This window comes from Agaribacillus sp. DX54, assembly GCF_056858335.1.
Genome location: NZ_JBXEQE010000001.1, coordinates 103,624 through 122,696, shown reverse-complemented (window position 1 = coordinate 122,696; position 19,073 = coordinate 103,624). Strand labels below are relative to the sequence as shown.

Sequence of the window (19,073 nt, the reverse complement as noted above, 5' to 3'; positions counted from 1 at the left end):
CGGATGCTAGTTCGGGTTTTCTGCCTGCAAAGATATCTCATCAAAACCCTTCCGGTTTTCAGGCAAGTTTAACGCTTTGACCGAACCTTCCAGGTATCCGGAGGAGTCTGGTACGTTAACTTCAAGGCAGGCATCATTTCCGGAGGTAGTCCATGAACAGGTAACCTCATGCCATACAATGGACTGTTCCCTTTTCAAACCACCACCACCAGCTTCAAAAGCTTCAAATTGTAACTCGGAGGCAGACTTCTGTTCCCCAAAGGCCCTGAGATCTGCATATACAAACTGCACATACTTTTCAGTACCACAGCTCATGATGCATAGTATGACGAGGCACAAGATCCCTGAACAAAACCTTACTTTACAGCGAAAAAACAAAAAACTCTTATTCCAATACATTTGAGTTACCTTTTGTATAATATCAAATGTAACGGAATCCGGCAAGAAGCAGGTCGAACCATGTATCACAAATGTGAACTGAGGTAACCCGTAGGCTTTGATGATTAAAACAGTTATTGGATTAACAGTATTTCGACATTATTAAATTTAGCAGGGATTACGTAGATTTTCAAACAAACAGGGCAAGCGGGAAGCTTGTGCCGTCGTTGAAAGGCACAAGCGAGACGTGGCTGTTGCGCATCGTATAACAAAAAAAACGAAAGAAGCTGGCGCGCGTTTAGCGCAGGTAACGCGTGCCCTCTCAGCGATGAGCACGCGTTTGAGTGTAATCTGCCAAGCTTTCATTATTTTCGAAAAAAACGTTGTGCAACACCCATGGGACGCCTGCACCATAAGGTGACTCTTTAAGTACTTTTTATGAAGGCACGCCTGCCTGTGGGGCACCCTGCATGATTTCTTCACTGGCGTATTCAGAATAGTTCTTAAAGTTTTCTATGAAAGCCTGTGCCAAATCATTGGCCTTGTTGTCATAGGCATCCTTATCAACGCCAGGTATCTCTTGGGTTGAGTATCTCAGAAGGCACGCCAGGTACTTCTTTTGGCATGTTTAAACCAAATATGGGATGTTTTTCATAAGATACGCCTATCAGCTTGCCTTCCAGGGCTGCTGTTATCATCGCCCTTGTATGCTTCAGGTTGATACGTTCTCCAACCCCGTATTCGCCACCGGACCAACCGGTGTTCACCAACCAGATGTTAACATCATGTTTAACCATCTTTTCTCCCAGCAACTCAGCATATTTTGTGGGGTGCAGTGGCATAAAAGGGGCGCCAAAACATGCGGAAAATACAGTTTGTGGCTCGTCAATACCTGCCTCGGTACCGGCTACCTTGGCTGTATAACCTGAAATAAAATGGTACATGGCTTGTCCGGGGGTTAGCTTCGCAATCGGAGGCAACACGCCGTACGCATCGGCGGTCAGAAAAAAAATGTTTTTTGGTATTCCACCCCGGGAAGATGTTACCGCATTCTCGATATGATACAGTGGGTACGAAACCCTGGTATTCTCTGTTACTTCCATGTTACTGTAATCCACTGTGGTAGTTCCCGGAAAAAAGCGGGTATTTTCCAAGATAGCCCCGAATTTTATGGCTTTATATATTTCCGGTTCTTTTTCAGGGGACAAATCGATTACCTTGGCATAACACCCCCCTTCAAAATTAAATATACCGTCATCGGTCCAGCCGTGTTCGTCGTCACCGATCAAATGACGGTTGGGATCTGCGGATAAAGTTGTTTTTCCGGTCCCGGACAGCCCAAAGAAAATCGCAGTATCTCCGTCTTTACCCATGTTGGCACTGCAATGCATAGAGAGGATGTTTTCTTTTTCCGGCAGGAGAAAATTCAAAACGCTGAATATTCCTTTTTTAGTCTCCCCGGTATATCCTGTGCCACCGACGATAATAATCCGTTTGGTGAAATTGATAATGGCAAAATTGCTTTGACGGGTGCCATCCACTTCAGGATCTGCTTTGAATTCAGGTACGGCTAAAACAGTAAAGTCCGGGTGAAAATCCTCCAATTCATCCGGGCGGGGCCTGATGAACATGTTGTAACAAAAAAGATTATGCCAGGCCTGGGTGTCAATAATTCTTATTTTCATTCTATGGGCAGGATCGGCACCGATAAAGGCATCGCGGATGTATAGTTTTTTCAGGGGAAGTGTAGCAATCATTTTATCATATAGCCGGTCAAATTTTTCAGAATCAAAGGCCACGTTGATATCGCTCCACCAGACTTTATCCTTGGTAAGATCATCTTTTACAATAAATCTGTCTTTGGGTGAACGCCCTGTGAACTTACCGGTATCACACATAATCGCCCCGGTATCGGTCAATTGTCCTTCGCCGTTTTTCACTGCCTCCGTAACCAATTCCGCTGACGTTAAATTCCATAATACTCCTTTAATATTACTCAGACCCAATTTAATCAGGTCTTCCATGAGGGATTTTAAGTTAGTTCTTCTCATCGTTTCTTTATGCTAAGTTTTTCTGTTTGATATAGGTTTTATTATAAGATATCTATTATTTCTTGACAAGTACATAACGCAGAGCCCTTTTTGTTATGAACTTATCATTAAATTCAAGATCAACACTACATTACTAATAAGTGAACGTATACCGTATGCTAAGCAAACTGTCGAACTGTCAGCTTTGTGAACACGTAGCTTGAATTCCGGCCTTTGGATACTCAATTTCACCCAGAATTAAAAACTTAAATATGATGACTGTCATAAATGAAATTGACTTTGGTCATGTTATGGGGGAAAGGAAATCAGATGAGGTCATAGTGATGCAGGTAATTGCCATCTTCAAACGCTGATTTTTGTTCCTTTTGTAGTTTACAAGAGAGGCAGCAAAACGTAAAAAATAGTATGGCAATACCAGGCAAAAGAAAGGCGTGTTGCCATTGGCTGTGATCTTTTTTCATCACTGGTTTTGTGATTTAGCGGTTTTGGTTCTTGTTCATCCAATAGGGTGCCGTAAGGAACCAGCAAAAGGTGCCTATCAACATCAGCATTTTGTTCATTTCCAAATCAATGTCACCCTGGTAAACCAGTATAGATGGAATCAGGGTAAGGATCAGGCCGGTGAACGAAATTATTTTGATGTATGATATTTTTACCTGTGGATTTTTCATGGTGTCACTAAAGGTTTATCCGGTTGAGCAGGTGCTGATGCGTATTTCCTTTGCATAATTTTACTGCCAATAATGTAAATAACAACAGCCACAAACCAACCCGGCAATCCTAAAAAGAAAACTTCCACACCATTCCAGCGATTTAACGCCAGACACAAAGCCAGGGTCAGGATCCATGTAATGGCGGCTGCCCAGTTATAATTAATGCCATGACGAAAGGCAAAATCCGAAGCCAGGCCAAGCTTTGGAAATAGCCGGACATCTATAAAAATGATTGCCCCCATTGGCATCAGAATAAGTCCGTATAAGGCCACAAAATCCAGTAGCTTCATCACCAACCCCGGAAAACAGGCTGCTAATGTAGTGATTGCCCCTACAATCAGTGTCACCTTCCAGGTTTTTGACCGGGGCATAATCGATTGTATGGCCAAACCTGCACGGTAGATGGTGGGATTTGCTGTTGTCCATCCTGCGATCACCACACATAGGGCACCTGCCACACCTGCCGCCCTGTAGGCCACAGGTCCGGGGGCAAAATCAAGACTGTTATTGGACTCGATAAGAAATAAAGAATATAGTATGCCGGAAGCTATCCAGGCTATAAAGTGACCTACGTACATGCCTGCAGCGGATGAAAAGCCATATTGCCATTTTTTTGCGTATCTTAAGATCGACATATCAGCCATACCCATATGCATAGCCATGTTGCAAAACCACGAAAAAAAGATCACATGCCAGATAGAAAACCTGCTCTGCCCTTCCAGGGGTATGCCTGTCCACATTTTTGTTTTGGCAACCGTCCAGAAATCGGATAGCGAATTCACACCCATTTCCGGCAAAACCGCGATGGCAGCGGCCATGAAAACCATGATCATCCAGGGGGCCGCCACATTGGCAAAGCGTGAAACCTGATTATAGCCAAACATGGCGATCAGTGTGGTAACAACGCCCACAATTAGCACAGTCACCACCCAACCGATGCTGTTAGGATAGATATCATTTAAGGAAGGCATGGTTAAATCAAAAGGAATGCCCACTGCAGTAGCAGAAACTGCGATCATCGAACCGGCCAAAAAACAAAACATCAGGGCATTCACCAGGTTGTAAACCATGGTTAAACGGGCCCCACAAATTTTTTCCAGTTGAAAATACAAGGTGATTCTCTTTTTAACGGCAATGGGGGCACAAAGAAAGGCCCAACTTAACACTGCCAGCGCATTGCCCACCAAAAGGCCTGCCACCAGGTCAAACGCAGCAACTCCGTGTGCCACAAACAATGGCCCGATCACAAATTCTGTTCCTGCCGTATGCTCACCAGCGTACATCCCTATAAAACTTTTCCATCCTTTAAGCCTGGCAGTCGGTACCGGCTCTCTTTCAAATTCGTTGACAGCGTCAAGCCTGCCAACCAGATTTTTCTTACTGAATAACATTGGGGCTAAAATCCGGGTTTATATATTCTATAAAGATAAAGAAATCCGGCCCTTACGGCATCCTGTACTATGCTGTTTGATGTGGCACAAATCAAGACATGTCTGTGGCAGATTTTGTTGTAAGGTGTTTTGGGCATTAAGACCCCTTAGGTTTTGGATCAAGGCGGCATAAATGGCGTTACCGGGATAGTTATCAACCTTTTCTTTTTTCAGATATTTATGAATCAAAGTTGTATCGGCATCCAGTTGAACATGTACATCATAATGGCCCGGAAAAAGAAAAAATGGTTGCTCTTTGTTATTTTCTATGAACCGAATGCTTAGATCCGTAAGGGCTTCTGACAGCACCTTGTCCCGGGAAAAATCCCGGGGCGGATGTAACCTCTCCCCAAAACCAAAATAGCCCCCTACACGGTAAACCACACTTTCATCATAGCCCTGACTTTCAGGTAAGTGTTCCGGACTGCCACCCAAATGCCATTTACTGAAATAGCCGGTAGCATAACCGGCATCTTTCATCAGTTCGCCCAAAGTATAAATATCCTCCGGAAGGTATTGCGTTCTGTTCGATGCCACCCGCAACTTTTCATACGGCCGCCAATGCCCGGGAATGAAATCAATGATCCCTACCCGTGCCGGATACTGTCCTGATTGTATACTTGCCCGTGTGGGAGAACATACCGGGGCAGCGGCATACGCGTTAGTGAATAGTTTACCCTGGCTGGCTAGTCTTGTAATATTCGGAGCATCATTGAATTTATTGCCATAAACCGGCAGATCGGCCCAGCCCAAATCATCTGCCAAAATGAAAATAATATGAGGAGACCCCTCCTCTCCACTACCAAATCCCTCAGATCGAATTCCGGTTAATAAACCGAAAAGCATTTTTAGCTTTTTCCCTCTTGCCCTTTATCAGCATATAAGCCGCGGTTTCTCCCATTAACTTAAAGTCTGTGGAAATAACAGTGATGCCCAGCAAATCCTTCAACGGGGTGTCATTGTAAGAAATAACACCAATATCATGGCCAAGCTTAAACTTTTTATCGCGGATCTGCTTGATCAAACTAACAAGATCCATTTCTTCAATTATGATATAGGCATCTTTTTGATGTAGCTCCATATCATCATAGATTTCATCCAGAATTTCAAAATCAAGATCGAACTCAACGCAAAACTTTCTAAAACCCAACAAAATTTCCTTCGGGTAAGGGTAAAGTGATTGGCTGGGATAAACCAATATGAGTTTATTGTATTTTTTTAAGGTGTCTAATCCATCTCTCAGCGCTTCATAAATATCCATTTTGAAATCCTGATAGATAGCGGAAAATTTACCTTGTAATTCAGGAAGATTATTATCCATGAGTATAAGCTTATCCTGAGGAATATTATTCAGGGCCTTGAGGATATCATCGGTAATACTGATATGGTGCTGCTGCTTATCCTTAAAATGTGCCATCACCACATAAGCGTCATACTTACTTAGATTTTCTTCCAGCACATTTAAAAATATTTTGGGATCACAATGGTAAATCTGCAGATCGACATGGGCGTTGGCACCCATGCTATTGACAAATGAATTATAGATCCGCATTTTGTAGGAGCTTAGTTTATTGAGTAAAAAAAGTACGTTAAGCTTGGAAATAAGATCGGTACGGGCTACGTAATACCCTTTGCCTTTGGTAGAGGTAATAATCTTCCTACCCTTCAACTGATTATACGCCTTCTCTACCGTATCTCTAGACAGATAGTATTCCTCACTAATCTCATTGATAGAGGGGATCTTCTGTCCTACTTTCAGATATCCCTTTTCAATATCATGGATAATCGAATCAACCACCTGTTGGTATTTAGGTATTCTTGACTCAGTATTAATGTCGATTGAAATTGGTGATCCCATCGAAAAAATGTACCTTGATTTTCCTAAATTTAAAATTAAAAATGCCAAATAAGGAACAATAATTTAATTTTCCTATCAGTAGAAAATCAAATGTCTTGCCGGGGCAAAACATTGGAAACAAAAAGAAACATAAAAAAAGTCCTGTAGAGGTGAAACATCGGTAGCACCAAAATAAAAACAGCACACCACAGGATAGAGGGCATAGCAGAAAAGAATAATTTTGTCTTATACAACCATTCATCAGAAAAATTATGGAAATAGTAGAAAAGACATTTCAACATTTAGATTATCGATGGGATAAGCAGAAAGAGGAATCCTTAAAAGGCGATGAAGTAGCCTTGCTGTTGTACAGATCGAATGTTTTGGGCGCTGACCTGAGGATCACCAATTACGGTGGAGGAAACACCAGTTGCAAAACCATGGAAAAAGATCCGCTTACCGGTCAGGAGGTGGAGGTAATGTGGATAAAGGGTTCGGGAGGTGATATCGGTACGCTTAAAAGAAATGGGTTGGCAGGCTTGTACGTGGACAAGTTGCGGTCGCTGGGAAACATCTACCGCGGGCTCGAGTATGAAGATGAGATGGTTGCCCTTTTTAATCATTGTATATTTGATCTGAATTCCAGAGCACCTTCTATTGACACACCGCTGCATGCCTTTCTTCCTTTCAAACATATCGACCACCTTCATCCTGACGCGGCGATTGCCATTGCTGCCTCCAAAGATGGTGAGCACATCACCAAGGAGCTATTCAAGGGGAAGATTGCCTGGATACCCTGGCAGCGGCCGGGTTTTGACCTGGGCTTGCAGCTTGAAAAATGCCTGAATGAAAATCCCGGTATCAGGGGCATCATACTGGGTGGTCACGGATTGTTTACCTGGGGTGACACCTCCTATGCCTGTTATTTGAATAGTCTGGAAGTTATTGATACCGCTTCTAAATATCTGAGTGAACATTATGGTAAAAACCGGCCGGTTTTTGGCGGTCTGAAGGTTGAGTCATTGGCAGCAGACAAAAGGGCCACCCAGGCAGCCCAACTGGCGCCGGTACTCCGTGGGTTGGCATCCGGTTATGCGCGTATGGTAGGGCACTTCACTGATGATGAGCGGGTTTTGGAATTTATCGGCAGCCAGGATCTGGAAAAGCTGGCTTCCATGGGAACCAGTTGCCCCGATCATTTTCTCAGAACCAAAATCCGTCCGCTGGTACTGGACATTACTCCCGACGAGGACCTTTCGGACATTGGCAAAATAAGCCAGTATCTCGAAAAAGCATTTGAGGACTACCGATCATATTATAAAAAATACTACGAAGACCACAAAAGAGATAACAGCCCGGCCATTCGCGATCCCAATCCGGTCATCATTCTATGGCCAGGGGTGGGTATGTTCTCATTCGCCAAAAACAAGCAAACTGCCCGTGTCGCCAGTGAATTCTATATCAACGCCATCAACGTGATGAAAGGGGCCGAAGCAGTCTCGGAGTATGTTTCATTGCCCCTGCAGGAGGCATTTGACATAGAGTACTGGTTGCTGGAAGAAGCTAAACTACAAAGAATGCCCAAGGAGCAGCCGCTTTCCAGAAAAATCGCGCTGATCACAGGAGGTGGCGGAGGCATTGGCAAGGCAATCGGTGACAAACTGGCTGAGGAGGGGGCCTGCGTTTTTTATACGGATGTTGAAGAAGACAGACTAAAACTATCCATAGAGGACAAGTCCGGGGATGTGGCCGCTTACTGCAAGCTGGATGTTACAGACGACAAAGCTATCGGTAAGGCTTTTGAAAAAGCATGTTTAACCTTCGGAGGGGTGGATATCATCATCAATTGCGCAGGGCTCGCTATTTCCAAGCCTGTGGAACAAACCACCGGAGAGGACTGGAATCTGTTGCAGGATGTTATTGTGAAAGGACAATTCGAAGTGTCCAGACAAGGAATAGAAATTCTCAGGGCACAGGGTTTGGGAGGAGATATTGTTAATATAGCCAGCAAAAATGCGCTTGTTTCAGGCCCGAATAATGTGGGTTACGGAACAGCCAAAGCTGCCCAAACGCATATGAGTCGGTTGCTGGCCGCAGAGTTGGGCAAGGACAAAATACGGGTAAATGTGGTAAATCCTGATGCGGTTATTGAAGGCAGCAAGATCTGGGAGGGAAAATGGGCGGAAGGTCGCGCCAAAGCTTACGGCATTACCCTGGAAGAGTTACCAGCTTTTTACGCTAAAAGAACCTTGTTAAATGAAGTTATCTCTACGGAAGATATAGCCAACGGGGTATTTGCTTTCGTAAGTGGCTTATTATCCAAAAGCACCGGTAATATTTTAAATGTGGATGGCGGTGTGGCCGCAGCCTTTGTAAGATAACGGGAGGCTTTATGAAAATTGATGATATCCTGATCAGAGAGCACAATGAAAGCTTCAGGGAAAGCCAGCAGGCCGGTTTTACATTTTTAGCCGAACGGCTGCAGCATGAAGGATTTGACGTCGATAGTTTACTGCACAAGATTACCAGTTTTCAAATCGCAATACCCAGTTGGGCATTAGGCGCTGGTGGCACCCGCTTTGGCAGGTTTTCTATGGGCGGTGAGCCCCGGAGCCTTGAAGAAAAAATTGCTGATGTGGGGCTGCTTCATGCTTTAAACAAATCCAGCGATGCTATTTCCCTGCACATTCCCTGGGATGTGCCCGAAAATACCACTGCCATCAAAGCGTTGGCGGAAGAATACAGCCTGGTTTTTGACGCGGTTAATTCCAACACTTTCCAGGACCAGCCCGGCCAGGGGCATTCTTATAAATTCGGTTCACTGTCGCACACGGATCATGCCGTGAGACAACAGGCCATCGACCATAACATTGAGGTGATAAAAACCGGGCAAGAGCTTGGCTCCGGCGCACTTACAGTTTGGCTGGCCGATGGTGCATGCTTCCCCGGACAACAGCATTTTAAAAAAGCCTTTCAACGCACATTAACCTCTCTGCAGGCGATTTATGAACAACTTCCGGAAGATTGGAAGATGTTTGTGGAGTATAAACCTTATGAACCCAACTTCTATGCTACGGTCATCCAGGATTGGGGCAGCTCACACCTGTTGGCCTCCAAGCTGGGAAAAAAGGCCCGCTGTCTGGTAGATTTGGGGCACCATTTGCCTAATACCAACATTGAGCAAATCGTTGCCTTACTTATGATGGAAGAAAAACTGGGAGGTTTTCACTTTAATGACTCCAAATACGGCGACGATGATTTAACTGCAGGCAGTATAAAACCTTACCAGTTGTTTTTAATTTTCAATGAACTGGTAGCCGGCATGGAAGATCCTGCATGTGCCAATCCCACCCCGGCATGGATGATCGACGCCAGTCACAATGTAAAAGACCCGCTCGAAGACCTTTTACAATCAGTGGAAGCCATCAAAATCGCGTATGCACAGGCTTTGCTGGTTAAACGTGACGCATTGGAAGTAGCTCAGGAAGAGAACGATGTGGTAAAAGCCCAGGAGATTTTACAAAACGCCTTCCGCACAGATGTAAGGCCACTGTTGGCAGAAGCCCGCCTCAGGGCGGGTGCCGCCGTCGATCCTGTGGCTTTGTTCCGGAAACTGAATATCAGACAACACCTCCGGAAGGAAAGAGGCCTCAAAACTGTTTCCACCGGATTATAAAATATGAAAACTCCGGTAACCGCCATATTTGATATTGGAAAGACCAACAAAAAGTTTTTTCTGTTTGATGATGCCTTTGAGGAAGTTCACCGGCAATACAGACAATTCGATTTGATCGAGGATGAAGACGGATATCCCTGTGAGGACCTGCAATCCGTCACAGACTGGATGAGACAGACCTTCGAAAACGTTGTCAAATCCAATGAATATCAAGTGCAGGCACTGAATTTTTCAGGCTACGGAGCCAGCATTGTCAACGTGGATGAGGAAGGAAAACCGGCAACACCATTGTATAACTATATTAAACCCTTTCCGCAGGAAATCCTGGATGCCTATTACGATCAATATGGTGGAAAGGAACAGAACAACCTTGAAACCGCCTCTCCCTCACTGGGCATGCTCAACTCAGGACTCCAGCTATATTGGCTAAAAAAGCAGAGACCACATTTGTTTCAAAAAATAAAAACCAGCCTGCATTTTCCGCAATACCTCTCATATGTTTTTTCGGGCAAAATGGTGAGTGAACCCACCTCCATCGGATGCCACACCAAGTTGTGGGATTTTGAGCGCAATCAATATCATTCCTGGACGGCAAAGGAAGGAATTGACAAATTATTTCCCGAAACAGTCCCTGCTACCACAAGCTTTGAAGTTGCTTTCAACAGCCGGCCTGTGCGTGTGGGAGTAGGCATACATGACAGTTCCTCGGCCCTGGTTCCCTATTTGAAAGAACTAAAAGAGCCCTTTATCCTGATTTCTACCGGCACCTGGAGCATTACCGTAAACCCTTTTAGCGAGGAGCCACTCACCCTGGAGCAACTAAGAAAAGATTGCCTGAAGTTTTTGGGTGTCCATGGCAAACCTGTAAAGGCCGCACGGCTATTTTTGGGCCATGAAATGGTGCATCAAATCAGGAAGCTGGATGGGATTTTTCATAAAAACTCCGGTTACTATAAAAATGTACCGCTGAATCCCGATTTTTTAAAACAGGTGGAACATGGAAACATAGATTATCTTTTTTATCCGGAAACCATTAAAAACCCCTTAGTCGAAGAGGTGTTGTCTACCGAACAATGGGATCCCGGCATTTTCGGCACGTATGAAGAAGCCTATCATCATCTGATGTGGGGACTGGTCGTCCTGCAAAAGGCTTCACTCGAACTGGTGATTGGCAAAACACCGGTGAAGCACATTATTATTGATGGCGGGTTTGTTAATAATGCGTTGTTTGTACAGATGCTGCAACACGAGTTGCCAGGATACAAATTATCGGTGAGCTCACAACCTTTGGGGTCGGCGCTTGGGGCGGCGATGGTGGTTAATGAGGGGGTGGGAGATGGCATAGTGGGGTGATGGGGTGTTAGTGTTTTTCTGCTTTTACAATCTTGTATCTGTTGCTATTTCCAAATGCAAGAAACGAATACCAGGCATTGACCAGTCTTTTGCTTTTGCCTTCTTTAATGGCAATTTCTCTGTCCAACCAATTTTCAAAAAAGGTGAGGATGTCCACTTTTAAATTATAAAATCCTGTGTCATTAATGATCCCACTGTCAACCCAAATCTCACCTGGCCTTTTGGTTTATTTTGCTTTTATCAGTTGGATAAAGTAAACCGGGCGCAATCCGGTGAATTCGCTATGAAATGATTAAGATGTTATTTTCAAAATGGGATATTGGATTTTTCAAAACTGACATGCGCGTCTTTTAGCAATCGGCCACCATAGTTTTTAAATATGTTTCAGGGGTCAATACGCCTATTTCGCTTTTTTGATAGGCTTTCAAATTCCTGGTTAGTATTACATCAATTCCGCCATATTGTATGGCTGTATAGTTTTGGAGGGCATCTTCAAAATCTTTGAATGCCGAATGCAGAGCATTCTTTACAACCTCCCTATCCATTGGTAAGACGTCCGTGATTAATAATAGTTGTTTTAACTTTTCTATCACCTTTTCTTGCCTGGCCGTTTGCCTTAAAAGATAATAAACATTACTGCAAATGACAGGAGTTGCGCATGTAAAAAAGAGCAAAATCAGGACTACGCACCCAGTGATTTTGAAAGTTACTGATTGGATGGGCGGAGTTGGAAAACTGATTATAGGCATTTGTCATTTGTTTCAATTTGCAGCACTATGGTCGTCATTTGAGCACAGAACCATGCACAATTTCATAAGGTTATAAAAATAACTATTAACTTACAATATAACAGGTTAAATTGGGGAGGTATTCAAGCTTACACCTTTGTTTCATTGTATGTTTGTGCCTGAATAACTTCATTCTTAACCTGGCGCCAGTATCTGTGGCTGTTGCACAACTTAAGCATGTGCTCGTATTTTTATTTTACAGGCGAAAGCCTCTGTGTCTCTTTGTGTCTTGGTGCCTCCGTGGTGAAAAATGGTCAACCACAAAGGCACCAAGACACAAAGCTTACTTACTAATTATCAGATTAATGCTTCTGGCTGCATGAATATAATAGTGTTAAAAACCAAAGAAATATTAGGAAGACATGCTGCTGCCATGGGGGCCGGCTTGATTCGTGAAGCTATCTCGGGAAGAGGAAACGCCAACATCATTCTGGCGACAGGTAGTTCGCAATTTGAAATGCTGGCAGCGCTAATCAAGAAGGATATCGACTGGTCAATGGTTACTTGTTTTCATTTGGATGAGTATATCGGTCTGTCTGCAACACATCCGGCATCTTTTCGCAAGTATTTGAAAGAAAGATTTACCGATAAAGTAACGCCAAGGGCATTTCATTATATCGATGGGGAGGCAGATCCAACGTCGGAATGTATGCGCCTGGGCAGGCTGGTTGCCCAACATCCTGTCGACGTGGCTTTTGTTGGTATCGGTGAAAACGCACACCTTGCATTTAATGATCCTCCGGCAGATTTTAACACTGAACAGGCTTTTCTTAATGTTGCACTGGATGAAGCCTGCCGCCGGCAACAGTTGGGAGAAGGATGGTTTGAAAAACCGGAAGAAGTACCCCGGCGAGCCATCAGTATGTCGATAAAACAAATTCTGAAGGCTAAAAATATCATTTGCAGTGTGCCGGACTCCCGGAAAGCAACGGCAGTACAGGCCGTGATAGAAGGACCCGTTACCCCTGAAGTCCCTGCTTCCATACTTCAGCAACATGAGCGCACCACCATTTTTTTAGACCAGCAATCCTCGGCCCTGCTAACCCATAGCTATCGTATAGCTGACGAATAGGCATCCCTGAAATACACCGCCATTTCAGAAAAAGACCCCAGGGATTTTTCATTTTTTAAAAACCTCCAATGGTCTCATATTCAACCGGCAGAGGGTTATTTCAGCGTTTATCCGGATGCATTTGTTTAGACGATTAACTAAAACCTCTGCTATCCGGGTGGTATTTTAAGCATACCACAGGAGATTTACCGCAAAAATTTGTATTATCATATTGTAACTTACGCTTTTATCCTGCATGACCTTTACGCAGCTTATCTCCGAAGATGCCCTGAAAGTAGTGGAAGGCATCCATTATCTTGATGGTTCACCTGTAGCAATAGCGATCAGGGACGGAGAAATTTCACGCATCACTAGAAAAGATCAATTAAATGATCCATTATGGTCCAGTACTTATGTGGCTCCTGGCTTTATTGACCATCAGGTGAACGGCTATCTCTCTCATTCATTTACAGGCGAACATCTCAGCATACAGCAGGTACAGAAGATCACCCGTGTTTTTTGGGAGCACGGGATCACCACCTATCTTCCTACCCTGACCAGCCACAGTTATGAATTACTGCAGAAAAATTTCACTATTCTGAGAGAAGCCATGCAGGTTAAGGAAATCAAAATGTCTGTTCCCGGATTTCACCTCGAGGGGCCTTACATTTCACCGGTAGCCGGTTATCGTGGTGCTCATGAAGAAAAATGGATCCGGAATCCGGATTGGAAAGAGTTTTTGAATTGGTATCGGGCATCTGGTAATAAAATCCGGGAGGTCACCCTAGCGCCTGAATTGGAAGGAGCTATAGACTTCATTAAAAAATGCCGGGAACGAAACATCGTGGTAGCGCTGGGTCATCACAACGGCTCTGCTGCAATGATCAGACAGGCGACAGATGCCGGGGCGTCAGTTTCAACCCATTTGGGCAACGGATGCGCCAACCTCATACATCGCCACGATAACCCTTTATGGCCGCAATTGGCAGATGACCGGTTAACAGCCAGCCTTATCGTCGATGGTTTCCACCTTCGGCCTGAGGAGGTTCGGGTATTTTACAAAGTCAAAGGCCCGGAACGCACCATTCTGGTCTCAGATGTTAGCAGCCTGGCAGGCATGCCGCCCGGTGTTTATGAAAGTTACGGACGCGAAGTGGTGATGACACCTGAGGGTAAAATTTCTATGCCCTCCCAGGATGTACTGGCAGCCGCCTCATTTCTGATTACCAAAGGGATAGAAAATATCATATCTTTTACCCAATGCTCCCTGCCTGATGCAATTCATATGGCCACCCGCAATCCCGCCCGGTTGCTTGGCTTGCATGACCGGGGTGAATTGAGTCCGGGTAAAAGGGCAGATCTGGTTTGGTTTGAAATGAAAAATGGTGAACTTCTGGTAAGGAAAACGATGGTACAAGGGAAGGTGGTTTTTAATTCATACTAGAAAAATCCGGGATTCCGAAAGGATTCTTAACCTTTTAAAATTAAGGTATCTATACCTGCAATAATCAATACTTGAAGGCCGGATCGACGTAAGGCTGAGGTACAGCTCCGGTAATGGTATTTGTAATATACAATAACTGTTTTCATCAACGCTCCAACCTCAAAATTAGCAGGCATGTTAAATCCGATTTCCAGACCTTTTCTTTCTAATGTTGCATAGATAGCAGGTTTACCAGGCATATTTTGGCTTTTCATGATTTTGTTTTAGAATCTGCTGGCATTTATCGCCCCGTCATCTCCTCATTTTTGTTATTCACCGGTAACTCCAGCACTTCTTCTGCTTCTGGAGACTCGATGGTTCCTACATCTTTAAGTTTTCGGCTCATTACGTTGGTTCTCGTATGTCTCAAATCATACAACGACCGGGAGGCTGTTGTCAGTTGTTTATCTACTTTTTCCAGTTGCTCATTGAATTTTCCAAATTCCGTTTTGACTGCCTCGAGTATTTTCCACACTTCGCTGCTTCTTTTTTGTACGGCAAGTGTCCTGAAGCCCATTTGTAAACTGTTCAGCAACGCGGAAAGGGTGGTTGGACCGGTCACAGTTACCCTGTATTTTCTTTGAATAACTTCAAAAAGCCCCGGGTGCCTCAGCACTTCGGCATACAGGCCTTCGACCGGCAGGAACATAATGGCAAAATCAGTGGTATGCGGAGGGTCAATGTATTTTATATTAATTTCTTTTGCAAAGGCTTCTACAGCTTTTAAAAGGGCCTTTTGTGCTTGTTCTATTTTTTCCTTGTCCCCCTCGTGGTAAGCGTCAGTGAGTAATTGATAGTTTTCAATCGGGAACTTTGAGTCGACAGGCATCCAGACTTCCTCGTCAGCATCTTTGCCAGGGAGCCTGATGGCAAACTCAACATGCGCCTGGCTGCCTTTTTTGGTGGCAACGTTCTTCGAATATTGATCCGGGGTAAGGAGTTGTTCCAAGATGTTCCCAAGCTGGTATTCTCCTAATACACCTCTTGTTTTTACATTGGCCAGCACTTTTTTCAAATCGCCCACCCCCGAGGCAATATGCTGCATTTCTCCCAGCCCTTTATGCACTTGCTCAAGCCGTTCACTTACCTGCTTGAATGATTCCCCCAGTCTTTTTTCAAGCGTCGTCTGAAGTTTTTCATCTACCGTCTTCCTCATTTCATTGAGCTGTTGGGAGTTGTCCTCCCTGATAGCCTTGAGCTGTTTTTCTATGGTATCTTTGATGTCTTTGATACTTTCGGCAGACTGTTTGTTCAGGTCGTACTGTTGCCTGCCAAAATCTCCGAATTTTTGCCGGATTAATTCATTCAAATCCTTTGTGTTGCCCGAAAACTTATCTTCAAATGATTTTAGTGATCTCGATAACTCTTCCCTGTTTTCTTTGGCGATCTGGTTGGTTTCGTGCCTGTTTCTCTGAAATTCATCCCTGATCGATTTTTCATTTTTCTCCAATACCGCATCAAACTTCAAAATAGCATATTCGATTTCCTGCAACCTGTTGCTTTCAGACGCCCCGGACCTTTTCCAAAAATGGACCAAGATATTGATTACTGTAAGAACAACAATTATAATTAGAAACGCTTCATTCATTTTTCTTTGTTTTAGGATTAGTCACCATTTGCCCTTACCGGACAATATACAAATTAACGTTCACTCAACCATAATTGCATCTTTTGAAGCCGAATTCTTCCGGCTTAAGGTACTAAAACCTCGGATGGGCAAAGAGCAGTCTGTGATTCTCTGACTCGTTTCTAAGCTTCAGGGCGTTGTAATAACGGATCGCGTAGGTAAAATCACCATGTTTCCAGCGTCTTTTTGATTTGTTTTTCATGTACAGGTTAATCTCATCGCTGTACTCTGCAAATACTTCGTCACTTAAATGTTTTTGAAAAGTGATAAAATTCGTTAGAACCGATCCATTTAAAACAAAGTAAACATAGTTTTTTGTTTTGCTTTTTGTAAAAGTATGGTCACTGTACTCCGGGCAAATAGATCGGTGAGGCCCCAGCCTGTGGTATCTTTTTTCCCTTCGTAACACGGTTAAGGAGCCGAATGTCACTATCTCAAAAAAGGCCTCGCCTTTCAGTCCCCTGGCAGATTGAAAAGTGCGGGATATAAATTGCCTGTGACTTTGAGTTTGTTCATCGAAAATCACGAATGACTTTATTTTATGGGCAGGATAAACATGAATACTCCCTCCTTCTTGTTTTAGTAATAGCAAATCCAGCGGATAATTGACCGATAACGTTCCAAGCAGCCGTGAACTATCGGCCAGTACAACCTCCCCTTTGGCCCACCTGGGGTCATTGGAATTGGCATAACTACTGAAGCTTAAAAAAAGCATCCATAGGCGCAAGAATATCAGGCCATATAATTTGTGCATGACAATGAAGTTTAAGTTGTTGTTGAAATTAAAACTTTACTAGTGCCTTTGAGTTACTGTCCAAGGATCAATGCCTTTACTTCTCTGGTGTGGGTGGAAAACTGTTTTCCGGCAACTTCTCTGAAAAATGGTCGGGAGTAAATTTATTTCAATGGAGTCCGGTGATGTGTGGACTACGTTACTTTATGAATTATCATCAAAATAGTAACCCGGAGGGTGAATTGACAATTGATAGTTGACAATGACATACAAAATTGTCAATTGTCAATTTTTCTTTAATACGATTGAAAAATCTGCGCTCGGCAAACTGAAAGTTGTGTGTTTTTTGGAAGGGGTTGGATAAGTTGGCATAAGCGACTTAAGATTTTGAGTGGGATTATGAGGCTCAACCCTGTCTTGTTATTCAGCGTTATGAATATTCACTATCAAAAATAAAAGACAAGTAATTGAGCTAAATACCTGCTAATTGGTGTTAGGGAAATGCTATTCTTCCGTGACATTTTGATTTTCAATAAGCTCAGAAGTAAACTCCATCTCCTTGTATTGAACAAGTGCACCATATTTCATTAATTCCGGAAAGCTTTCCGGACTTGGGGATGTCTGGTATATAATGTAGTTGGGTGAATTTGAGGAGAAGATTTAAACCTCTACTCCTGTTTCATCGCCCATTTCAGTCCCAGGTTAAAAGTCAGGCCGTGATGTCTCATTTCCGCATTGGAGAAATACTCAGTAGTGGTAATTGAAGTAAAGCTGTGTTGATACATAAAAGAGGCAGTCAACCAAAGCCGGTCAATCACCTTATACCCCCCACCGATTTCAACTAATCCGGCCAGGTCAAATGACGATACCCTGCTGGTAATATCTGTTGTTTCTGTACCCGTTATTTCAATATTGTCATTAAACACAGGCATGATGGTTTCTGCACTTATAAGAAAGGAAGGAACCAATCCGGCCTTTGCGAAGCCTGACAAATTGTTTCTCATACCGAATTTGGTGTGGCTGGCCTTCAGCGGAACGGATAAATAGTCGTAATGAAACTTGTAAGTACCTTCTTGACCGACAGGCGTTTCAAAATTATCCCTGAATCCTTGTCGAATATAAACCACATCCGTGCCGACTGAAAAACGTTTTTTCAAAAAATATTCATAAGTGATACCTCCTGATATGCCCAGCCTGGGGTCAGCGAATCTTTGAAAATTACTGGCTCTGATGTTGGTCCGGTTGATACTACCGGTAAGGCCTACCAGGTGGTTTTGCCCTGAAGCCTCTAAAGTTACAATGACCAGCAAAGCTAAAAATAAGGTTTTCATAGATAAGTATGTTTCACCGGTTAAAAAGTAAAAAAGCCCAAACACAGTGATTTGAAAATGGCCTCTTCGCCAGTGCTAAAATTAAGATTTTTCGATGAAAATTCACAGCAGGTAATTTCTATATTGACTTTTCTTTGCCAGAACCCGGATAAAACCCTTTTCTAAGATTTGTAGCCGGGGCCATAGGGCCAGGTTTAGTTTTCCAAATAAAAACTACATTTAAGGTAAAAAAAATAATTACAGCTTGTAACAAAAAAATATATTAACTACATTTAAGATAAAAATATAGTTATGAGCAAACATCACCTTGGAGAATTTGAAGAAATTGTCATGCTAACGGTTGCTATTTTGTATGAAGAGGCATACGGAATTGCAATTATCGATGAAATGGAAGAGCGCCTGGGCCGTAAAGTAAGCATTGGTGCTTTGCAAACGGTTTTGAGAAGGTTGGAAAAAAAAGGGTACCTCTCATCCAGGTTTGGCGAAGCTACCAAAATGAGAGGGGGCAAACGAAAGCGCTATTTTACACTCACCCCCTTTGGCAAAAAGGTACTGGCCGAGGTAAAAGAGCAAAGATTGGGTCTGTGGAATGCCATTCCCAAGTTTGTTTTTAACGAATAAT

17 protein-coding genes and 1 pseudogene are annotated in these 19,073 nt (G+C 43.5%); 6 read left to right on the top strand and 12 right to left on the bottom strand.

Annotation, left to right across the window (positions count from 1 at the left end):
- Positions 1 to 6 precede the first annotated feature (6 nt).
- The 6 genes and pseudogenes from AC04NP_RS00495 to AC04NP_RS00470 form a co-directional block, all read right to left on the bottom strand.
- Positions 7 to 315 (bottom strand): hypothetical protein, encoded by a 309-nt coding sequence (locus AC04NP_RS00495; RefSeq protein WP_482857336.1) that lies wholly within the window; start codon positions 313 to 315, stop codon positions 7 to 9.
- 499 nt (positions 316 to 814) lie between these two features.
- Positions 815 to 2,429 (bottom strand): annotated as a pseudogene (gene pckA, locus AC04NP_RS00490) (phosphoenolpyruvate carboxykinase (ATP)).
- Positions 2,430 to 2,905: 476 nt separating this feature from the next.
- Positions 2,906 to 3,100: a hypothetical protein gene (locus AC04NP_RS00485; protein ID WP_482857335.1), complete on the bottom strand. Its 195-nt coding sequence runs from the start codon at positions 3,098 to 3,100 to the stop codon at positions 2,906 to 2,908.
- The gene (locus AC04NP_RS00480) at positions 3,097 to 4,533 is read right to left on the bottom strand and encodes a purine-cytosine permease family protein (protein WP_482857334.1); all 1,437 of its coding nucleotides are present in this window, start codon (positions 4,531 to 4,533) and stop codon (positions 3,097 to 3,099) included. The genes AC04NP_RS00485 and AC04NP_RS00480 overlap by 4 nt, the downstream gene beginning before the upstream one ends.
- A 27-nt stretch (positions 4,534 to 4,560) precedes the next feature.
- Complete coding sequence (locus AC04NP_RS00475) at positions 4,561 to 5,418, bottom strand: sulfatase-like hydrolase/transferase (protein WP_482857333.1); 858 nt, start codon at positions 5,416 to 5,418, stop codon at positions 4,561 to 4,563.
- The gene (locus AC04NP_RS00470) at positions 5,384 to 6,430 is read right to left on the bottom strand and encodes a GntR family transcriptional regulator (protein ID WP_482857332.1); all 1,047 of its coding nucleotides are present in this window, start codon (positions 6,428 to 6,430) and stop codon (positions 5,384 to 5,386) included. Before AC04NP_RS00470 ends, AC04NP_RS00475 begins: the two co-directional genes overlap by 35 nt.
- 251 nt (positions 6,431 to 6,681) lie before the next feature.
- Here AC04NP_RS00470 and AC04NP_RS00465 point away from each other — a divergent pair, with 251 nt between their 5' ends.
- From AC04NP_RS00465 to AC04NP_RS00455, 3 genes are read left to right on the top strand one after another with little or no spacing between them, the layout of a single operon-like run.
- On the top strand, positions 6,682 to 8,790 hold the full coding sequence (locus AC04NP_RS00465) for a bifunctional aldolase/short-chain dehydrogenase (RefSeq protein WP_482857331.1): 2,109 nt from the start codon (positions 6,682 to 6,684) through the stop codon (positions 8,788 to 8,790).
- Between the two features lie 11 nt (positions 8,791 to 8,801).
- Entirely contained in the window at positions 8,802 to 10,085 is a 1,284-nt protein-coding gene (locus AC04NP_RS00460) for a sugar isomerase (RefSeq protein WP_482857330.1), read from the top strand.
- 3 nt (positions 10,086 to 10,088) lie between these two features.
- A complete protein-coding gene (locus tag AC04NP_RS00455) occupies positions 10,089 to 11,438 on the top strand; it encodes an FGGY-family carbohydrate kinase (protein ID WP_482857329.1) in 1,350 nt (449 codons plus the stop codon).
- Positions 11,439 to 11,445: 7 nt separating this feature from the next.
- Here the strand turns inward: AC04NP_RS00455 and AC04NP_RS00450 are convergent, their stop codons facing one another.
- Both AC04NP_RS00450 and AC04NP_RS00445 read right to left on the bottom strand, forming a co-directional pair.
- Complete coding sequence (locus AC04NP_RS00450) at positions 11,446 to 11,595, bottom strand: hypothetical protein (RefSeq protein ID WP_482857328.1); 150 nt, start codon at positions 11,593 to 11,595, stop codon at positions 11,446 to 11,448.
- A 193-nt stretch (positions 11,596 to 11,788) separates the two neighbouring features.
- On the bottom strand, positions 11,789 to 12,187 hold the full coding sequence (locus AC04NP_RS00445; RefSeq protein ID WP_482857327.1) for a PIN domain-containing protein: 399 nt from the start codon (positions 12,185 to 12,187) through the stop codon (positions 11,789 to 11,791).
- Between the two features lie 358 nt (positions 12,188 to 12,545).
- Here AC04NP_RS00445 and AC04NP_RS00440 point away from each other — a divergent pair, with 358 nt between their 5' ends.
- Both AC04NP_RS00440 and nagA read left to right on the top strand, forming a co-directional pair.
- A complete protein-coding gene (locus AC04NP_RS00440; RefSeq protein WP_482857326.1) occupies positions 12,546 to 13,298 on the top strand; it encodes a glucosamine-6-phosphate deaminase in 753 nt (250 codons plus the stop codon).
- A 235-nt stretch (positions 13,299 to 13,533) separates the two neighbouring features.
- Positions 13,534 to 14,721, top strand: a complete 1,188-nt coding sequence (gene nagA, locus AC04NP_RS00435; RefSeq protein ID WP_482857325.1) for an N-acetylglucosamine-6-phosphate deacetylase — start codon at positions 13,534 to 13,536, stop codon at positions 14,719 to 14,721.
- A 26-nt stretch (positions 14,722 to 14,747) separates the two neighbouring features.
- On the opposite strand, the gene AC04NP_RS00430 is transcribed toward nagA, so the two are convergent.
- The 4 genes from AC04NP_RS00430 to AC04NP_RS00415 all read right to left on the bottom strand — a co-directional run bounded on the left by AC04NP_RS00430 (position 14,748) and on the right by AC04NP_RS00415 (position 18,451).
- Complete coding sequence (locus tag AC04NP_RS00430) at positions 14,748 to 14,975, bottom strand: hypothetical protein (RefSeq protein WP_482857324.1); 228 nt, start codon at positions 14,973 to 14,975, stop codon at positions 14,748 to 14,750.
- 26 nt (positions 14,976 to 15,001) lie between these two features.
- Positions 15,002 to 16,348, bottom strand: a complete 1,347-nt coding sequence (locus tag AC04NP_RS00425) for a DNA recombination protein RmuC (RefSeq protein WP_482857323.1) — start codon at positions 16,346 to 16,348, stop codon at positions 15,002 to 15,004.
- A gap of 112 nt (positions 16,349 to 16,460) precedes the next feature.
- On the bottom strand, positions 16,461 to 17,141 hold the full coding sequence (locus tag AC04NP_RS00420) for a hypothetical protein (protein ID WP_482857322.1): 681 nt from the start codon (positions 17,139 to 17,141) through the stop codon (positions 16,461 to 16,463).
- 647 nt (positions 17,142 to 17,788) lie between these two features.
- Positions 17,789 to 18,451 (bottom strand): porin family protein, encoded by a 663-nt coding sequence (locus AC04NP_RS00415; RefSeq protein WP_482857321.1) that lies wholly within the window; start codon positions 18,449 to 18,451, stop codon positions 17,789 to 17,791.
- 291 nt (positions 18,452 to 18,742) lie between these two features.
- Here AC04NP_RS00415 and AC04NP_RS00410 point away from each other — a divergent pair, with 291 nt between their 5' ends.
- Positions 18,743 to 19,072: a PadR family transcriptional regulator gene (locus tag AC04NP_RS00410; RefSeq protein ID WP_482857320.1), complete on the top strand. Its 330-nt coding sequence runs from the start codon at positions 18,743 to 18,745 to the stop codon at positions 19,070 to 19,072.
- The last annotated feature ends 1 nt before the right edge of the window (position 19,073 follow it).

Excerpts from the sequence above, each read along its gene's own strand:
- AC04NP_RS00495 (WP_482857336.1), bottom strand. The coding sequence starts at position 315 with ATGAGCTGTGGTACTGAAAAGTATGTGCAGTTTGTATATGCAGATCTC.
- AC04NP_RS00485 (WP_482857335.1), bottom strand. The coding sequence starts at position 3,100 with ATGAAAAATCCACAGGTAAAAATATCATACATCAAAATAATTTCGTTC.
- AC04NP_RS00480 (WP_482857334.1), bottom strand. The coding sequence starts at position 4,533 with ATGTTATTCAGTAAGAAAAATCTGGTTGGCAGGCTTGACGCTGTCAAC.
- AC04NP_RS00475 (WP_482857333.1), bottom strand. The coding sequence starts at position 5,418 with ATGCTTTTCGGTTTATTAACCGGAATTCGATCTGAGGGATTTGGTAGT.
- AC04NP_RS00470 (WP_482857332.1), bottom strand. The coding sequence starts at position 6,430 with ATGGGATCACCAATTTCAATCGACATTAATACTGAGTCAAGAATACCT.
- AC04NP_RS00465 (WP_482857331.1), top strand. The coding sequence starts at position 6,682 with ATGGAAATAGTAGAAAAGACATTTCAACATTTAGATTATCGATGGGAT.
- AC04NP_RS00460 (WP_482857330.1), top strand. The coding sequence starts at position 8,802 with ATGAAAATTGATGATATCCTGATCAGAGAGCACAATGAAAGCTTCAGG.
- AC04NP_RS00455 (WP_482857329.1), top strand. The coding sequence starts at position 10,089 with ATGAAAACTCCGGTAACCGCCATATTTGATATTGGAAAGACCAACAAA.
- AC04NP_RS00445 (WP_482857327.1), bottom strand. The coding sequence starts at position 12,187 with ATGCCTATAATCAGTTTTCCAACTCCGCCCATCCAATCAGTAACTTTC.
- AC04NP_RS00440 (WP_482857326.1), top strand. The coding sequence starts at position 12,546 with ATGAATATAATAGTGTTAAAAACCAAAGAAATATTAGGAAGACATGCT.
- nagA (WP_482857325.1), top strand. The coding sequence starts at position 13,534 with ATGACCTTTACGCAGCTTATCTCCGAAGATGCCCTGAAAGTAGTGGAA.
- AC04NP_RS00430 (WP_482857324.1), bottom strand. The coding sequence starts at position 14,975 with ATGAAAAGCCAAAATATGCCTGGTAAACCTGCTATCTATGCAACATTA.
- AC04NP_RS00425 (WP_482857323.1), bottom strand. The coding sequence starts at position 16,348 with ATGAATGAAGCGTTTCTAATTATAATTGTTGTTCTTACAGTAATCAAT.
- AC04NP_RS00420 (WP_482857322.1), bottom strand. The coding sequence starts at position 17,141 with ATGCACAAATTATATGGCCTGATATTCTTGCGCCTATGGATGCTTTTT.
- AC04NP_RS00415 (WP_482857321.1), bottom strand. The coding sequence starts at position 18,451 with ATGAAAACCTTATTTTTAGCTTTGCTGGTCATTGTAACTTTAGAGGCT.
- AC04NP_RS00410 (WP_482857320.1), top strand. The coding sequence starts at position 18,743 with ATGAGCAAACATCACCTTGGAGAATTTGAAGAAATTGTCATGCTAACG.